The sequence below is a fragment of the Streptomyces sp. AC602_WCS936 genome (assembly GCF_019049125.1).
Taxonomy (GTDB): Bacteria; Actinomycetota; Actinomycetes; order Streptomycetales; family Streptomycetaceae; genus Streptomyces.
The window spans coordinates 127,024-142,934 of record NZ_JAGMUF010000120.1 but is presented as its reverse complement, the minus strand read 5'-3'; the positions used below and the strand labels follow the sequence as shown (position 1 = coordinate 142,934).

General features: G+C 70.6%; 14 protein-coding genes. 5 read left to right on the top strand and 9 right to left on the bottom strand.

Annotated elements, in window-relative coordinates; all coding sequences use genetic code 11:
• Nucleotides 1-5: 5 nt before the first annotated feature.
• The 5 genes from pgl to tkt are packed head-to-tail and all read right to left on the bottom strand — an operon-like array spanning nucleotide 6 to nucleotide 6,613.
• A complete protein-coding gene (gene pgl, locus KUM03_RS33075; protein WP_217254264.1) occupies nucleotides 6-788 on the bottom strand; it encodes a 6-phosphogluconolactonase in 783 nt (260 codons plus the stop codon).
• A complete protein-coding gene (gene opcA / locus KUM03_RS33070; RefSeq protein WP_217254263.1) occupies nucleotides 785-1,849 on the bottom strand; it encodes a glucose-6-phosphate dehydrogenase assembly protein OpcA in 1,065 nt (354 codons plus the stop codon). Before opcA ends, pgl begins: the two co-directional genes overlap by 4 nt.
• Nucleotides 1,846-3,369, bottom strand: coding sequence for a glucose-6-phosphate dehydrogenase (zwf, locus tag KUM03_RS33065; RefSeq protein WP_217254262.1), 1,524 nt, complete (start codon nucleotides 3,367-3,369; stop codon nucleotides 1,846-1,848). Before zwf ends, opcA begins: the two co-directional genes overlap by 4 nt.
• Before the next feature lie 3 nt (nucleotides 3,370-3,372).
• Nucleotides 3,373-4,491: a transaldolase gene (tal, locus tag KUM03_RS33060; protein WP_217254261.1), complete on the bottom strand. Its 1,119-nt coding sequence runs from the start codon at nucleotides 4,489-4,491 to the stop codon at nucleotides 3,373-3,375.
• A 34-nt stretch (nucleotides 4,492-4,525) separates the two neighbouring features.
• A complete protein-coding gene (gene tkt / locus KUM03_RS33055) occupies nucleotides 4,526-6,613 on the bottom strand; it encodes a transketolase (protein WP_217254260.1) in 2,088 nt (695 codons plus the stop codon).
• Nucleotides 6,614-6,989: 376 nt separating this feature from the next.
• Between tkt and KUM03_RS33050 the strand changes: the two genes are divergently transcribed.
• The 3 genes from KUM03_RS33050 to KUM03_RS33040 all read left to right on the top strand — a co-directional run bounded on the left by KUM03_RS33050 (nucleotide 6,990) and on the right by KUM03_RS33040 (nucleotide 9,569).
• Nucleotides 6,990-7,943, top strand: coding sequence for a heme o synthase (locus KUM03_RS33050; protein WP_217254290.1), 954 nt, complete (start codon nucleotides 6,990-6,992; stop codon nucleotides 7,941-7,943).
• Nucleotides 7,944-8,029: 86 nt separating this feature from the next.
• Nucleotides 8,030-8,377 (top strand): hypothetical protein, encoded by a 348-nt coding sequence (locus KUM03_RS33045; RefSeq protein ID WP_217254259.1) that lies wholly within the window; start codon nucleotides 8,030-8,032, stop codon nucleotides 8,375-8,377.
• Between the two features lie 82 nt (nucleotides 8,378-8,459).
• On the top strand, nucleotides 8,460-9,569 hold the full coding sequence (locus KUM03_RS33040) for an amidohydrolase family protein (protein ID WP_217254258.1): 1,110 nt from the start codon (nucleotides 8,460-8,462) through the stop codon (nucleotides 9,567-9,569).
• 117 nt (nucleotides 9,570-9,686) lie between these two features.
• On the opposite strand, the gene KUM03_RS33035 is transcribed toward KUM03_RS33040, so the two are convergent.
• The 4 genes from KUM03_RS33035 to KUM03_RS33020 all read right to left on the bottom strand — a co-directional run bounded on the left by KUM03_RS33035 (nucleotide 9,687) and on the right by KUM03_RS33020 (nucleotide 13,536).
• On the bottom strand, nucleotides 9,687-10,703 hold the full coding sequence (locus KUM03_RS33035) for a heme A synthase (RefSeq protein ID WP_254400232.1): 1,017 nt from the start codon (nucleotides 10,701-10,703) through the stop codon (nucleotides 9,687-9,689).
• A gap of 55 nt (nucleotides 10,704-10,758) precedes the next feature.
• Nucleotides 10,759-11,532 carry an ABC transporter permease gene (locus tag KUM03_RS33030; RefSeq protein ID WP_217254256.1) on the bottom strand — a complete coding sequence of 258 codons (774 nt, stop codon included), beginning with the start codon at nucleotides 11,530-11,532 and terminating at the stop codon, nucleotides 10,759-10,761.
• Nucleotides 11,529-12,452 carry an ABC transporter ATP-binding protein gene (locus KUM03_RS33025; protein WP_217254255.1) on the bottom strand — a complete coding sequence of 308 codons (924 nt, stop codon included), beginning with the start codon at nucleotides 12,450-12,452 and terminating at the stop codon, nucleotides 11,529-11,531. Before KUM03_RS33025 ends, KUM03_RS33030 begins: the two co-directional genes overlap by 4 nt.
• A 295-nt stretch (nucleotides 12,453-12,747) precedes the next feature.
• A complete protein-coding gene (locus KUM03_RS33020) occupies nucleotides 12,748-13,536 on the bottom strand; it encodes an aminoglycoside N(3)-acetyltransferase (protein ID WP_217254254.1) in 789 nt (262 codons plus the stop codon).
• Between the two features lie 160 nt (nucleotides 13,537-13,696).
• Here KUM03_RS33020 and KUM03_RS33015 point away from each other — a divergent pair, with 160 nt between their 5' ends.
• Entirely contained in the window at nucleotides 13,697-14,458 is a 762-nt protein-coding gene (locus KUM03_RS33015) for a metalloregulator ArsR/SmtB family transcription factor (RefSeq protein ID WP_217254253.1), read from the top strand.
• A complete protein-coding gene (gene sufB / locus KUM03_RS33010) occupies nucleotides 14,455-15,876 on the top strand; it encodes a Fe-S cluster assembly protein SufB (protein ID WP_007448284.1) in 1,422 nt (473 codons plus the stop codon). Before KUM03_RS33015 ends, sufB begins: the two co-directional genes overlap by 4 nt.
• The last annotated feature ends 35 nt before the right edge of the window (nucleotides 15,877-15,911 follow it).

Genomic DNA, 15,911 nt, shown 5'->3' with positions numbered 1-15,911 from the left:
CTGGATCAGGCCGACGCCGGTGGATAGAGGGATCTCGGCAGTTGTGATGCCGCCGCCGTGTCCAGGAGCCACAGGGTGCGGGCGCGCCCCCGCGCCCCGGCCGCCGGGGCCTGGATCTCGCCCGCTCCCGAGAGGGCCATCGCCACCGCGTTCGCCTTGTCCTCGCCCGCCGCCAGCAGCCACACCTCGCGGGCCGTGCGGATGGCGGGCAGGGTGAGGGAGACGCGGGTGGGCGGCGGCTTCGGGGAGCCGTGGACGCCGATGACCGTGCGGTCGGTCTCCCGTACGCCCGGGTGTTCCGGGAAGAGCGACGCCACGTGCGTGTCCGGGCCGACGCCCAGCAGCAAGACGTCGAAGGACGGGACCGCCCCGTGGTTCTCGGGGACCGACGCCTCGGCCAGTTCCCGTGCGTACGCGGCGGCCGCCGCCTCCGCGTCCTCGCCGTGCGGGCCGTCGGACGCCGGCATCGCGTGCACCCGCTTGGGGTCCAGCGGCACCGAGTCCAGCAAGGCCTCCCGCGCCTGGGTGACATTGCGCTCCGGGTCGCCCTCCGGAAGGAAGCGCTCGTCGCCCCACCACAGGTCGAGACGGGACCAGTCGACGGCGTCCCGGGCCGGGGAGCCCGCGATCGCGGTCAGCAGGCCGTTGCCGTTGCGGCCGCCGGTGAGGACCACGGACGCCGAACCCCGGGAGGCCTGCGCGTCCACGATCTTCGTGATCAGCCGTGCCGCCGCGGCCTCGGCCATCAGCTCCTTGTCGCGGTGCACGACCAGCTGGGGAGTACTCACTTCGCCGCCGCCTTCTTCACCGGTGCCTTCTCCCGCGCCGCCTTCTTCGCGGGAGCTTTCGCGGCCGTCTCGACGGGAGCGGGGACGGCGACCGCAGAGGCCTCGTCACCCTTCTCCCCGTCGGCCGGGTCGCCCGCCGCGTTCAGCCGGTTCACCCCGTACCGCAGCGCCGACGCGTACGTGTCGTCCGGGTCGAGGCGCCGCAGCTCCTCCGCGATCAGCTCGGCCGTCTCACGCCGCTTCAGCGCCACCGCCCGCGCCGGCTGGCCCTTGATGGACAGCGTCGCCAGCGAACCGTCGGCCCGGTCCAGGACGACCGGACCGCAGTCGGTGTCCATGCGGACGGCGGTCAGGCCGGGGCCGTCGGACGCGGTGCGCCGCACCGGGACGTCCAGTCGGTCCGCCAGCCACATCGCCAGCAGCTCGCAGCTCGGGTTGTACTCCTCGCCCTCCACCTCGACCGACTGCACCTCGCAGTCGACCTGGTCCAGGGCCGCCGCCAGCATTGAGCGCCACGGCGTGATGCGGGTCCAGGACAGGTCGGTGTCGCCCGGCGCGTAGGCCTCCGCGCGGGCTGCCAACTCCCGTACCGGCTCCTCGCAGGCGTAGGTGTCGGTGACCCGGCGCTGCGCCAGGGCGCCCAGCGGGTCGCCGGCCGGGTCCAGCGGCGCGTTCACCGGCCACCAGACCACGACCGGCGCGTCCGGCAGGAGCAGCGGCAGGACGACCGACTGGGCGTGGTCGACCACGTCCCCGTACAGCCGCAGCACGATCGTCTCGCCGGTCCCGGCGTCGGCGCCGAGGCGGACCTCGGCGTCCAGGCGGGACTTCGTACGGTCCCGGGGGGAGCGGGAGACGCGCTTGATGACGACCAGCGTGCGCGAGGGGTGCTCGTGCGCGGCGTCGCTCGCGGCCCTCAGCGCGTCGTAGGCGTTCTCCTCGTCGGTGACGATGACCAGCGTGAGCACCATGCCGATGGCCGGGGTGCCGATCGCCCGGCGGCCCAGCACCAGCGCCTTGTTGATCTTGCTGGCCGTGGTGTCCGTGAGGTCTGTCTTCATGGGCGGCGCCAGCTCCGTCCGTCTCGTTCGAGCATTTCGTCCGCCTCGACGGGTCCCCAGGTGCCGGCCGGGTACCGGGCAGGCACGCAGTGCTCGTCCCAGTACTCCTCGATCGGGTCGAGGATCTTCCAGGACAGCTCGACCTCCTCCGTGCGCGGGAAGAGGTTGGCGTCGCCCAGGAGGACGTCCAGGATCAGGCGCTCGTACGCCTCCGGGCTGGACTCCGTGAAGGACTCGCCGTACGCGAAGTCCATCGATACGTCCCGGATCTCCATCGACGTGCCCGGCACCTTGGAGCCGAAGCGGACGGTGACGCCCTCGTCGGGCTGGACGCGGATGACGATCGCGTTCGAGCCCAGCTCCTCGGTGGCCGTCGTGTCGAAGGGGGAGTGCGGCGCCCGCTGGAACACGACCGCGATCTCCGTGACGCGGCGGCCCAGGCGTTTGCCGGTGCGCAGGTAGAAGGGGACGCCCGCCCAGCGGCGGTTGTCGATGCCGACCTTGATCGCGGCGTAGGTGTCGGTCTTCGACTTGGCGTCGATGCCGTCCTCGTCGAGGTAGCCGATGACCTTCGCGCCGCCCTGCCAGCCCGCCGCGTACTGGGCGTGGACGGTGTCCCGGCCCAGGTCCTTCGGGAGCCGGACCGCGCCGAGCACCTTGGTCTTCTCGGCGGCCAGCGCGTCCGCGTCGAAGGAGGCGGGCTCCTCCATCGCGGTCAGCGCGAGGAGCTGGAGCAGGTGGTTCTGGATGACGTCGCGGGCGGCGCCGATGCCGTCGTAGTAGCCGGCCCGGCCGCCGATGCCGATGTCCTCGGCCATCGTGATCTGCACGTGGTCCACGTAGGACCGGTTCCAGATCGGCTCGAACATCGTGTTGGCGAAGCGCAGCGCCAGGATGTTCTGGACGGTCTCCTTGCCCAGGTAGTGGTCGATGCGGAAGACCTGGTCCGGGGCGAAGACCTCGTGGACGATCGCGTTGAGCTCCTCGGCCGACCTCAGGTCGTGGCCGAAGGGCTTCTCGATCACCGCGCGGCGCCAGGAGCCGTTCGACTGGTCGGCCAGCTGGTGCTTCTTCAGCTGCTGGATGACGACCGGGAAGGACTTCGGCGGCACCGACAGGTAGAAGGCGAAGTTGCCGCCCGTGCCCTGCGCCTTGTCCAGGTCGTCGATGGTGGCGCGCAGCCGCTCGAAGGCGTCGTCGTCGTCGAAGGTGCCCTGGACGAAACGCATCCCCTGGATGAGCTGCTGCCAGACCTCCTCACGGAACGGTGTGCGGGAGTGCTCCTTGACGGCGTCGTGCACGACCTGGGCGAAGTCCTCGTGCTCCCAGTCGCGGCGCGCGAACCCGACGAGCGAGAAGCCCGGCGGCAGCAGACCCCGGTTGGCGAGGTCGTACACGGCGGGCATGAGCTTCTTGCGGGAGAGGTCACCGGTGACGCCGAAAATGACCAGACCCGACGGCCCCGCGATACGCGGGAGCCGTCGGTCTGCGGGGTCACGCAGCGGGTTGCTGCTTGACAATTTTTAGCCCTCCGAGGGAGCGAGGCGCTTGAGCTCTGCCTCCGTCGACTTGAGCAGGTCGTTCCAGGAGTCCTCGAACTTGTCGACGCCCTCCTTCTCCAGGAGCTGGACCACCTCGTCGTAGGAGATCCCCAGCTTCTCGACCGCGTCGAGGTCCGCGCGGGCCTGCTCGTAGGTGCCGGCGACGGCGTCACCCTTGATCTCGCCGTGGTCCTCGGTGGCGAACAGCGTCGCCTCCGGCATCGTGTTCACCGTGTTGGGCGCGACCAGGTCGGTGACGTACATGGTGTCGCTGTACGCCTTGTCCTTGACGCCGGTCGACGCCCACAGCGGGCGCTGCTTGTTGGCGCCGGCCTTCTCCAGGGCGGCCCAGCGGTCGGAGGCGAAGACCTCCTCGTACGCCTGGTAGGCGAGGCGGGCGTTGGCGACGGCGGCCTTGCCGCGCAGCGCCTTGGCCTCGTCGGTGCCGAGCGCGTCGATCCGCTTGTCGATCTCCGTGTCCACGCGGGACACGAAGAAGGACGCCACCGAGTGGATCTGGGAGAGGTCCAGGCCGCGCTCCTTGGCCTTCTCCAGGCCGGTCAGGAAGGCGTCCATGACCTTGCGGTAGCGCTCCAGCGAGAAGATCAGCGTGACGTTGACGCTGATGCCCAGGCCGATGGTCTCGGCGATGGCCGGGAGGCCCGCCTCGGTGGCCGGGATCTTGATGAAGGTGTTGGGCCGGTCCACCAGCCAGGCCAGCTGCTTGGCCTCGGCGACCGTCGCGTGGGTGTTGTGGGCCAGGCGCGGGTCGACCTCGATGGAGACCCGGCCGTCCTTGCCGCCGGTGTTGTCGTACACCGAGCGCAGGATGTCGGCGGCGTCGCGGACGTCCGCCGTGGTGATCATCCGGATGGCCTCTTCGACCGACACCCGGCGGACGGCGAGGTCCGAGAGCTGCTGGTCGTAGCCGTCGCCCTGCGAGATCGCCTTCTGGAAGATCGACGGGTTGGTGGTGACGCCCACGACGTGCTGCTGGTCGATCAGCTCGGCGAGGTTGCCGGACGTGATCCGCTTGCGCGACAGGTCGTCCAGCCAGATCGCGACGCCTTCATCGGAGAGGCGCTTGAGTGCGTCTGTCATGGAAAATGCATCTCCTACGTGTCGTGTGTGAGCGTCAGCGCTGGGCTGCGGTCAGCGATTCCCGGGCAGCGGAGGCCACGTTCTCGGCAGTGAAGCCGAACTCCTGGAAGAGCACCTTGCCGTCGGCCGAAGCACCGAAGTGCTCCAGGGAAACGATGCGGCCGGCGTCCCCCACGTACTTGTGCCAGGTCAGACCGATCCCGGCCTCGACCGCGACACGAGCCCTCACGGACGGGGGCAGGACGCTGTCCCGGTACCCCTGGTCCTGCTGCTCGAACCACTCGACGGACGGCATCGACACGACACGCGTCGGCACACCGTCGGCCTGGAGCGCCTCACGGGCCTCGACGGCCACGTGCACCTCGGAACCGGTGGCGATCAGCACCACCTGCGGCTCGCCGCCCTCGGCCTCGAACAGGACGTAGCCGCCCTTGGCCGCGTCCTCGTTCGGCTCGTACGTCGGCACGCCCTGGCGGGTCAGCGCCAGACCGTGCGGCTGGCCCTTGCCGAACTCCTTCGTCCAGCGGCGCAGGATCTCGCGCCAGGCGATCGCCGTCTCGTTGGCGTCGGCCGGACGGACCACGTTCAGGCCCGGGATGGCGCGCAGCGAGGCGAGGTGCTCGACCGGCTGGTGGGTCGGGCCGTCCTCGCCGAGGCCGATGGAGTCGTGCGTCCACACGTACGTCACCGGCAGGTGCATCAGCGCCGACAGGCGGACGGCGTTGCGCATGTAGTCGGAGAAGACCAGGAACGTTCCGCCGTAGATACGAGTGTTCCCGTGCAGCGCGATGCCGTTCATCTCCGCGGCCATCGCGTGCTCGCGGATGCCGAAGTGGATGGTGCGGCCGTACGGGTCCGCCTCCGGCAGCGGGTTGTCCGCCGGGAGGAAGGACGACGTCTTGTCGATCGTCGTGTTGTTCGAGCCGGCCAGGTCGGCCGAGCCGCCCCACAGCTCCGGGATCACCGCGCCGAGCGCCTGGAGCACCTTGCCGGACGCGGCACGCGTGGCGACGCCCTTGCCGGTCTCGAAGACCGGGATCTTCTCCTCCCAGCCCTTGGGGAGGTCACCCTTGGCGACGCGGTCGTACTCGGCGGCGCGCTCGCGGTTGTTGTCCCGCCACTGCTGGTACGCCTTCTCCCACACCGCGCGGGCGGCCTGGCCCTTCTCCAGCGCCTTGCGGGTGTGCCCGATGACCTCGTCGGAGACCTCGAAGCTCTGCTCCGGGTCGAAGCCCATGACCCGCTTGGTCGCCGCGACCTCGTCGTCGCCGAGCGCCGAGCCGTGGGCGGCCTCGGTGTTCTGCGCGTGTGGGGCGGGCCAGGCGATGATCGAGCGCATCGCGATGAAGGAGGGGCGGTCGGTGACCTTCTTCGCCGCCTCGATCGCGTCGTAGATCGCGTTCGGGTCCAGGTCGCCGTCCGGCTTCGGGGCGACGCGCTGCACGTGCCAGCCGTAGGCCTCGTACCGCTTGCAGGTGTCCTCGGAGACGGCGGTCTCGGTGTCGCCCTCGATCGAGATGTGGTTGTCGTCCCACAGCAGGACCAGGTTGCCCAGCTTCTGGTGGCCCGCCATCGAGGACGCCTCGGCGGAGATGCCCTCCTGGAGGCAGCCGTCACCGGCGATGCAGTAGACGAAGTGGTCGAACGGCGACTCGCCCTCGGCGGCCTCCGGGTCGAACAGACCGCGCTCGTAGCGGGCGGCCATCGCCATGCCCACCGCGTTGGCGACACCCTGGCCCAGCGGACCGGTCGTGGTCTCCACGCCGGTGGTGTGGCCGTACTCCGGGTGGCCGGGGGTCTTGGAGCCCCACGTCCTGAAGGACTTCAGGTCGTCCAGCTCCAGGCCGAAGCCGGCCAGGTACAGCTGGGTGTAGAGGGTCAGGGACGAGTGGCCGGCGGACAGCACGAAACGGTCGCGCCCGACCCAGTTCGCGTCGGCGGGGTCGTGCCGCATCACCTTCTGGAAGAGGGTGTAGGCGGCGGGCGCCAGGCTCATCGCCGTACCCGGATGGCCGTTGCCAACCTTCTGTACGGCATCGGCGGCCAGGACGCGGGCGGTGTCCACGGCCCGCTGGTCCAGTTCGGTCCACTCGAGGTCTGTGGTGGTCGGCTTGGTGCTCACCCTGAGTCAGGGCTCCTCTCCACATGTCGGATGCCGGTGCACGTGGGCGCCCACCGGCTGCCGGCGCGTCCGTGAGATCGGCCGGCCGTTGCTGAGCCTACCCCCGTAAGTACGTGCGTTTTTCCGCTGGAAACCAGACTGCCGGGACTCTTCACGATCCGCCTGTCGACTGGGCGAAACCGCATTCGGCAAGTGAATACGGAGGCGCTCATCTGACCGCTCAATCGACTCGCCCGACGCACGTCGGAGCACCCTTCTCAACACGACCCCACCCCCGCGAAGGCCGAGGTATGGGCAACGTCTAAAGTGGCGTGGTACGCGCGAGCCTTTACCGCCACTTCACACGGTCAGGCTTGCTGGGATGTCTCTGTCAGGGGTGTGCGTGACGGCCGTTGAATCCCGTCCTGCGGGGGTAATCGGGACGAGCCAGAGCCCGAGTCACCGGCCGTTCGGGGCCCGTGTCAAGGCGTTCGTGGCGCTGACCAAGCCGCGGATCATCGAGCTTCTGCTGATCACCACCGTTCCGGTGATGTTCCTCGCCGAGCAGGGTGTTCCGGATCTGAAGCTGGTGCTGCTGACCTGCGTCGGCGGCTACCTGTCCGCGGGCGGCGCCAACGCGCTGAACATGTACATCGACCGCGACATCGACGCGCTGATGGACCGGACCTCGCAGCGGCCGCTGGTGACCGGCATGGTCAGCCCGCGCGAATGCCTCGCTTTCGGCATCACCCTGGCGATCGTCTCGACGCTGCTGTTCGGCCTCACCGTGAACTGGCTGTCGGCCTGGCTCTCGCTCGGCGCGCTCCTCTTCTACGTCGTCGTCTACACGATGATCCTCAAGCGCCGCACCTCGCAGAACATCGTCTGGGGCGGCATCGCGGGCTGCCTGCCGGTGCTCATCGGCTGGTCCTCCGTGACGAACTCGATGTCCTGGGCGCCGATCATCCTCTTCGGGGTCATGTTCTTCTGGACGCCGCCGCACTACTGGCCGCTGTCCATGAAGGTCAAGGAGGACTACGCGCGCGTCGGCGTGCCGATGCTCCCGGTCATCGCCTCCAACAAGGTCGTCGCCCGGCAGATCGTCATCTACAGCTGGGTGATGGTCGCCGTGTCGCTGCTGCTGCAGCCGCTGGGCTACACCGGCTGGTTCTACACGGCGGTCGCCCTGCTGGCCGGCGGCATGTGGCTGTGGGAGGCGCACGGCCTGCAGAACCGCGCCAAGGCCGAGGTCACCGGCGGCAAGCTCAAGGAGATGCGGCTCTTCCACTGGTCGATCACCTACGTGTCGGTGCTCTTCCTGGCGATCGCGGTGGACCCCTTCCTGCGCTGAAGCGACTTCGGACGGGCGGGGTGCGTGGCCAAGGCCACGCACCCCGCCCGTCGCCGTTCGATCTACCCGTCGGTAGCATCCTGTCCATGGCAGACACGCAGCAGTCGGACACCCAGCAGGCTGACGCGAGGACGGAGCGCGAGACCACGCGCCTCGTCCGGCGGATCGACTCCTTCTCCAAGGCGCACGGCGGTGCCGAGGGCCAGGTGGCCTACCTCGGCGAGCGCGGCGCCCGGATCGTGCTGGTCGGCGAGGACGGCGCCTGGGGGGACGTGGTCGCACGCTCCTACGCGACCGCGCTCAAGGCCGTGGAGAAGTCCGGGATCACCGTCCACGAGGACTTCGACGGCGAGTTCGCGGCCAAGGTCGAGACCGGCCCCTACGAGTGGTCGCGCATGGCCGGCATCCAGGTCGGCGGGCCGAGCAACACCTGAGACCGGGTTCACCCGTTAGGACCGTAGGAAGCCGCACGGCGTACGAGCCGTACGGCGAACGGTCCCGTCACGGGGAGTCCGGATGATCGAAACGCCGTCCCTGGTGGACCAGTACTGCCACGGCGTACTGAGAACGGAGCTGGGCCTCGGAACCTTCGAGGCCCAGCTGGCCCGCACCGAGGGCCCGCCCGCCCCGGGCACCACCCTCTTCGACACCCAGACCGGCTTCGCGGTACGCCGCTGGTGCCCGCCCCTGCTCGGCCTGGAACCGCACTGCCCGCCCGCCCGCTACCTGGCCCGGCGCCGCGAACTCGGCGTCCTGGAGGCCGACCGCCGGCTGCTGCGCGGCAGCGGCATCACGACCTACCTGGTCGACGCGGGCCTGCCCGGCGACCTCACCGGCCCCGACGAGATGGCCTCGGCAGCCGCGGCCGACGCCCACGAGATCGTGCGCCTGGAGCTGCTGGCCGAGCAGGTCGCCGACACCTCCGGCACCGTCGAGTCCTTCCTCGCCAACCTCGCCGAGGCCGTCCACGGCGCAGCCGCCCACGCGGTCGCCTTCACCTCGGTCGCGGGCGTACGGCACGGTCTGGCGCTGGCGCCCGAACCACCGGGGCCGGGGGAGGTGCGCGGTGCCGCCGCCCGCTGGCTGACCGGACGCGAGGTCGGCGGCGAGCTGAGCGACCCGGTGCTGCTGCGGCACCTGCTCTGGATCGCCGTGGCCTCCGGACTGCCGCTCCAGCTGCACGCGGGTCTCGGTGAGCCCGGCCTGCGCATCGACCGTACCGACCCGGTCCTGCTCACCGACTTCGTGCGGGCCACCGCCGGCCTCGGCACCGACCTGGTCCTGCTGCACGGCTACCCGTACCACCGCCACGCCGCCCACCTCGCCGGCGTCTTCCCGCACGTCTACGCCGACTCGGGCGCCGCCCTGGTGCGCACCGGCGCCCGCGCGGCGACGGTCCTCGCGGAGATCCTGGAGCTGGCCCCCTTCGGCAAGATCCTTTTCTCCAGCGGGGCACAGGGCCTGCCCGAGCTGCACGTGGTCGCCGCCCGCCTGTTCCGCGAGGCCCTGGGACGGGTGCTGGGCACCTGGGTGGCCGAGGGGGCGTGGTCCCTGGGGGACGCGCAGCGGGTGGCGGGGATGATCGCGGCGGGGAACGCGGGGCGGGTGTACGGGGTGGGTGACTGAGGCGGGGTCGGCTCGTTATTCACCGGGCGTGCGCCGCCTGCGGGGATGTTCCGTACTGCACGTAACCGATCACGCCTTGGGCGAGATCTTCCCCGCCCCGTGCGGCGCACGCTCTGGTCAGCTGGCTGCGGACGTCAGTCGCGCGGAGCCGGTCGAGATCTGAACGTCAGCGATGCCCTCGTGAGGTCGTTCGCGCAACGCCAGCAGGACCCGCAGTGTTGCGATCCACATCACGCACGAGCCGAACATGTGCAGGCCGACCAGGACCTCGGGCAGGTCGGTGAAGTACTGGATGTAACCCACCGCACCCTGCGCGAGCAGCACCAGGAACAGGTCCCGGGTACGGGCCAGCGGACCCTTGGGCGCGTCGACCGCCTTCAGCACGAACCACAGCGCGAACGTCAGCGTCACCACGACCCACGCGAGCACGGCGTGCACCTTGCTCACCGTCTCCCAGTCGATCGGCATCCGCTCGACCTCGCTGGAGTCGCCCGCGTGCGGGCCCGCGCCGGTCACCACGGTGCCGACCGCGATCAGCAGTACGGAGACCCCGACCAGTACCCACACCAGCTGCTGGATCGCCTTGCCGACCAGGGGGCGCGGTGCCGCGTCGCCCTCCCCGGTGCGCCGCCACATCACGGTGGCGACCGCGATCAGCGCGGTGGAGAGCAGGAAGTGCGCGGCGACCGTATACGGGTTGAGGCCGACGAGGACCACGATGCCGCCGAGGATCGCGTTGCCCATCACGATCCAGAACTGCGCCCAGCCCAGCCGCGTCAGGCTGCGCCGGAACGGCTTCTGAGACCGCGCGGCGATGATCGCCCAGCCGACCGCCGCGCACAGCACGTAGGTCAGCAGGCGGTTGCCGAACTCGATGACGCCGTGGACGCCCATCTCGCTGGTGTTGGTCAGCGAGTCCTCGGTGCACTTGGGCCAGGTCGGGCAGCCGAGGCCCGAACCGGTCAGGCGCACCGCTCCACCGGTGACCACGATGACCACCGACATGACGAGTGCGACGAGGGCCGCCCGCCGGACCGTCCGGGGGTCCGGGGTCCAGCGTGCGGCGATGAAGGCGAGCGGGTTGCGCACGGCGGCTGCGGCGTCGGCGCGGGTCACGTTTGGCACGCCGTCCATCGTAGGCGCCCGCTTGTGCACGCTTTCACGAGGGTCGGTTCCAGGCATCGCGGCCCTACTCCCAGCGGAAGAACTTCCCGGCGGCCGCGATCCCGACGACGCCCCATGCGGCGAGGATGCCCAGGTCGCCCCAGGGCATCGAGGCGCCGTGCTGGAGGACGTCCCGCAGGCCGTCCGACAGGGCGGAGATCGGCAGCAGCCCCAGCACGCTCTGTGCCGCGTCCGGGAACTTGTCCAGCGGCACGATCACCCCGCCGCCGACGAGCAGCAGCAGGAAGACGAGGTTCGCGGCGGCCAGCGTCGCCTCGGCCTTCAGCGTGCCCGCCATGAGCAGCCCGAGCCCCGAGAAGGCGGCCGTGCCGAGGACCAGGAGCAGCAGCACGGCGAACGGGTTGCCCTGCGGCGACCAGCCCAGCGCGAAGGCGATCACGGTCAGCAGGACGATCTGGAGCACCTCGGTGACCAGCACGGCCACCGTCTTCGCGGTCATCAGGCCCCAGCGGGGCAGCGGTGAGGCGGCCAGCCGCTTGAGCACCCCGTACCGGCGCTCGAAGCCGGTCGCGATGGCCTGTCCGGTGAACGCCGTCGACAGCACGGCGAGCGCCAGGATGCCGGGCGCCAGGAAGTCGACGGCCTCGCCCGCCCCGGTGTCGACGATGTCGACGGTGCTGAAGAGCACCAGCAGCAGCGTCGGGATGATCACCGTGAGCAGCAGCTGCTCGCCGTTGCGCAGCAGCATCTTCGTCTCGAGCGCGGCCTGCGCGGCGATCATGCGGCCGAGCGGCGCGGCGCCGGGCTTCGGCGTGTAGGTGCCGGTGGTCGTCGTCATGAGCGCAGTTCCTTGCCCGTCAGTTCCAGGAAGACGTCCTCCAGGGTGTGCCGCTCCACCGAGATCCGGTCCGGCATCACCCCGTGCTGGGCACACCAGGACGTCACGGTCGCGAGGAGCTGCGGGTCGACCTTGCCGTTGACGCGGTAGGTGCCCGGCGTCAGCTCGGCGGCCGAGGAGTCGGCGGGCAGCGCCTTGAGGAGCGAGGCGACGTCCAGTCCGGGGCGGCCGGTGAAGCGCAGGGTGTTCTCGGCGCCGCCTCGGCACAGTTCCTCGGGGGAGCCCTGGGCGATGACCCGGCCGGTGTCGATGACGGCGACGTCGTCGGCGAGCTGTTCGGCCTCGTCCATGTGGTGGGTGGTGAGGATGACGGACACGCCGTCGGTGCGCAGGTCCCGCACCAGGTCCCAGGTGGCGCGGCGGGCCTGCGGGTCCAGTCCGGCGGTCGGCTCGTCCAGGAACACCAGCTCGGGGCGCCCGACCACGGCCATCGCGAGGGCGAGCCGCTGCTGCTGGCCGCCGGAGAGCCTGCGGTACGTGGTCCGGCCGCACGAGCCGAGTCCCAGCCGCTCGATCAGGGCGTCGACGTCCAGCGGGTGGGCGTGGAGCTTCGCGACGTGGCGCAGCATCTCGTCCGCGCGGGCGCCGGAGTAGACGCCGCCGGACTGGAGCATCACGCCGATCCGGGGCCGCAGCTCGCCGCCCTGCCGTACCGGGTCGAGGCCCAGGACGCGCACCGTGCCGGAATCCGGCCTCCGGTACCCCTCGCAGGTCTCGACCGTGGTCGTCTTGCCGGCTCCGTTGGGGCCGAGTACGGCGGTGACACCCGCCCGGGCCACCAGGTCGAGGCCGTCCACCGCGGTCTTCGTGCCGTACCGCTTCACCAGGGCCTGGACCTGGACCACGGGCTCGCTTCGCATGGGTCACGAGTCTAGGTAGGCGGGGGAGGGGCCGGGCGCGGGGGTGCGGGATCTCCTCCGGAGGGGTGGTGGCGGGGTCCTCCTCGGCGGAGGCGGGACCGTCCGGAGCGCGGCGCGGGCGTGGGGAGCGCGCCCCTCGGGGTGAGGGGGCGAGGGGGCGGGAGGGCGAGAGCGGGCGCGGCGGTGACGGCGTACGGGCTCGCGGGCGGAGTCCGCCCGCAGCACCGGCCCGCGGCGCGCGTTCCTCGTACGAGTCACCGCCCGGGGCGGTGCCCCGCACCGGCGCCCGGCGCCCTCACTCCCGCGGCCGGTGGACCGGCAGCCACCGTTCCGCGTAAGCCACCGCGTCCGCCAGCGGGAACAGCCGCGTCACCGCCGCGCCGACCCGGCCGCGCAGGACGGGCCGGTCGCGTTCGAAGTCGTCTCCCAGTTCGTCGAACCGCTCGGAGGTGATCGACACCTCGGTCACCCGCTCCCACCCCACCGGCCCCGGCCGCCCCACCTCCACCAGCGGGGAGGGAATCCGGTACTCGGCGAGGTGGAAGCCGGTGCACGCCTCGTAGCCGGCGCCGAGCAGCAGCACCCGGGCGGCCATCCGTTCCAGGGCCGCCAGGGGACTGCGCTCACCGAGCCGACAGTCCGTCGCGTGCCCGGCGACCACCTCGGCGGCGCGCGGGCCGACGGCGGCGAACGACGTCTGCGGGTGCGCGCTGCGCAGGGCGCCCGGCCAGGTGCGCACGGTCTCGGGGATCACCCCGACCCCGCGCGAGGGCGTGATCAGCGGGTCGTAGGCGGGCATCGCCGCGCGGACGGTCTCCCACCACTCCTCCGGCACCGGCGGGCTGCGCCACAGTGCCGGGTCCGAGAGGTCGCCGGTCTGGGTGGGGACCACCAGGGTGCCGTCCGGGCCGAGCGCGTCGAGCAGCCCCTGGACCACCGCGACGGGCCCTCCGCAGACCCATCCGAGGGAGCTGAGGGACGAGTGCACGAGGAGCGTGTCGTCACTGCGCACACCCAGCTCGCGCAGTCCGGCGGCGATCGCGCCGCGGGTGACGAGTGGGCCGGTGGGAGGGGGTGCGGGCATGCCGGGGAGTGTCCCGCAGCGGCGGCCCGGGCGCCACCGGATTGATCGATCAAAGATCGTTTCCGCAGGTCAGATTAGGTATACCTAAGTGACGCAGGGCACCGTCCGATGATCCGGACGCGGCTTGCCCGGCTCCGAGGAATTACGCAACAATGGCGTTGTGAAAAACGTTGGCGAGGCTCCGCAGGAGGAACTCGCGACCGGTGAGCGGTCCACCCGCAACCGCGTCGCGCGCTCCATCCTGGACCACGGGCCGTCGACCGTCGCCGAGCTCGCCGGGCGTCTGGGGCTGACCCAGGCAGCCGTCCGGCGCCACCTCGACGCGCTGGTCGCCGACGACGTGGTCGAAGCCCGCGAGCAGCGGGTCTACGGCACGCGCACGCGCGGACGGCCGGCCAAGGTCTTCGCGCTCACCGACTGCGGCCGGGACGCCTTCGACCAGTCGTACGACAAGCTGGCCGCGGACGCCCTGCGCTGGATCGCCGAGCAGGAGGGCGGGGAGAAGGCCATCGCCGCCTTCGCCCGAGCCCGCATCGCCGGCCAGACGGGCGCGTACCGCAAGGCGGTCGAGTCCGTGCCGCCGGAGCAGCGTACGGAAGCGCTGGCCAAGGCCCTGAGCGCGGACGGGTACGCTGCTACCGCGCGGAGCGCACCCCACCCCCAGCAGGGCGAGCAGCTGTGCCAGCACCACTGCCCGGTCGCCCACGTCGCAGAGCAGTTTCCGCAGCTGTGCGAGGCGGAGACGGAATTTTTCGCCGAGCTGCTCGGTACACATGTACAGCGGCTCGCGACCATCGCGCACGGCGACGGGGTCTGCACCACGTTCATTCCGAAGACTTCGCACGCGCCGCCCACGGCGGCGCAAGCGCCCACGAACACCGCTAACGCATCTGCAAGCACGGCCGGGAGGAACCCCGCATGACTCTCCCCACGGAGACTGCTCACCCTGAGCTCGAGGGCCTGGGCAAGTACGAATACGGCTGGGCCGACTCCGACACGGCCGGCGCCTCTGCCAAGCGCGGCATCAACGAGGACGTCGTCCGCGACATCTCCGCGAAGAAGAACGAGCCGGAGTGGATGACCAAGCTCCGCCTCAAGGGCCTGCGCCTCTTCGAGAAGAAGCCCATGCCGAACTGGGGCTCGGACCTGTCGGGTATCGACTTCGACAACATCAAGTACTTCGTGCGCTCCACGGAGAAGCAGGCGGCGTCCTGGGAGGACCTGCCCGAGGACATCAAGAACACGTACGACAAGCTCGGCATCCCCGAGGCGGAGAAGCAGCGCCTCGTCGCCGGTGTCGCCGCGCAGTACGAGTCGGAGGTCGTCTACCACCAGATCCGCGAGGACCTGGAGGAGCAGGGCGTCATCTTCCTCGACACCGACACCGCCCTGAAGGAGCACCCGGAGCTCTTCAAGGAGTACTTCGGCACCGTCATCCCCGTCGGTGACAACAAGTTCGCGTCGCTGAACAGCGCCGTGTGGTCCGGCGGCTCCTTCATCTACGTGCCGAAGGGCGTGCACGTCGAGATCCCGCTCCAGGCCTACTTCCGTATCAACACGGAGAACATGGGCCAGTTCGAGCGGACCCTGATCATCGTCGACGAGGGTGCCTACGTGCACTACGTCGAGGGCTGCACCGCGCCGATCTACCAGTCGGACTCGCTGCACTCCGCCGTGGTCGAGATCATCGTCAAGAAGAACGCCCGCTGCCGCTACACGACCATCCAGAACTGGTCGAACAACGTTTACAACCTGGTCACCAAGCGCGCCGTGGCGTACGAGGGCGCGACCATGGAGTGGATCGACGGCAACATCGGCTCCAAGGTGACGATGAAGTACCCGGCCGTCTACCTGATGGGCGAGCACGCCAAGGGCGAGACCCTGTCCATCGCCTTCGCGGGTGAGGGGCAGCACCAGGACGCCGGCTCCAAGATGGTCCACATGGCGCCGAACACGTCCTCCAACATCGTCTCGAAGTCCGTGGCGCGCGGCGGCGGCCGCACCTCCTACCGCGGTCTCGTCGAGATCGGCGAGGGCGCCCACGGCTCCAAGTCGAACGTGCTGTGCGACGCGCTGCTCGTCGACACCATCTCCCGCTCCGACACGTACCCGTACGTGGACGTCCGTGAGGACGACGTGTCCATGGGCCACGAGGCGACCGTCTCCAAGGTCTCCGAGGACCAGCTCTTCTACCTGATGAGCCGCGGTCTGAGCGAGTTCGAGGCGATGGCGATGATCGTGCGCGGCTTCGTCGAGCCGATCGCCAAGGAGCTGCCGATGGAGTACGCGCTCGAGCTCAACCGGCTGATCGAGCTGCAGATGGAAGGCGCGGTCGGTTAAGACCCGCCCCCGAAGCAGTCGCCAGATTTCTGACG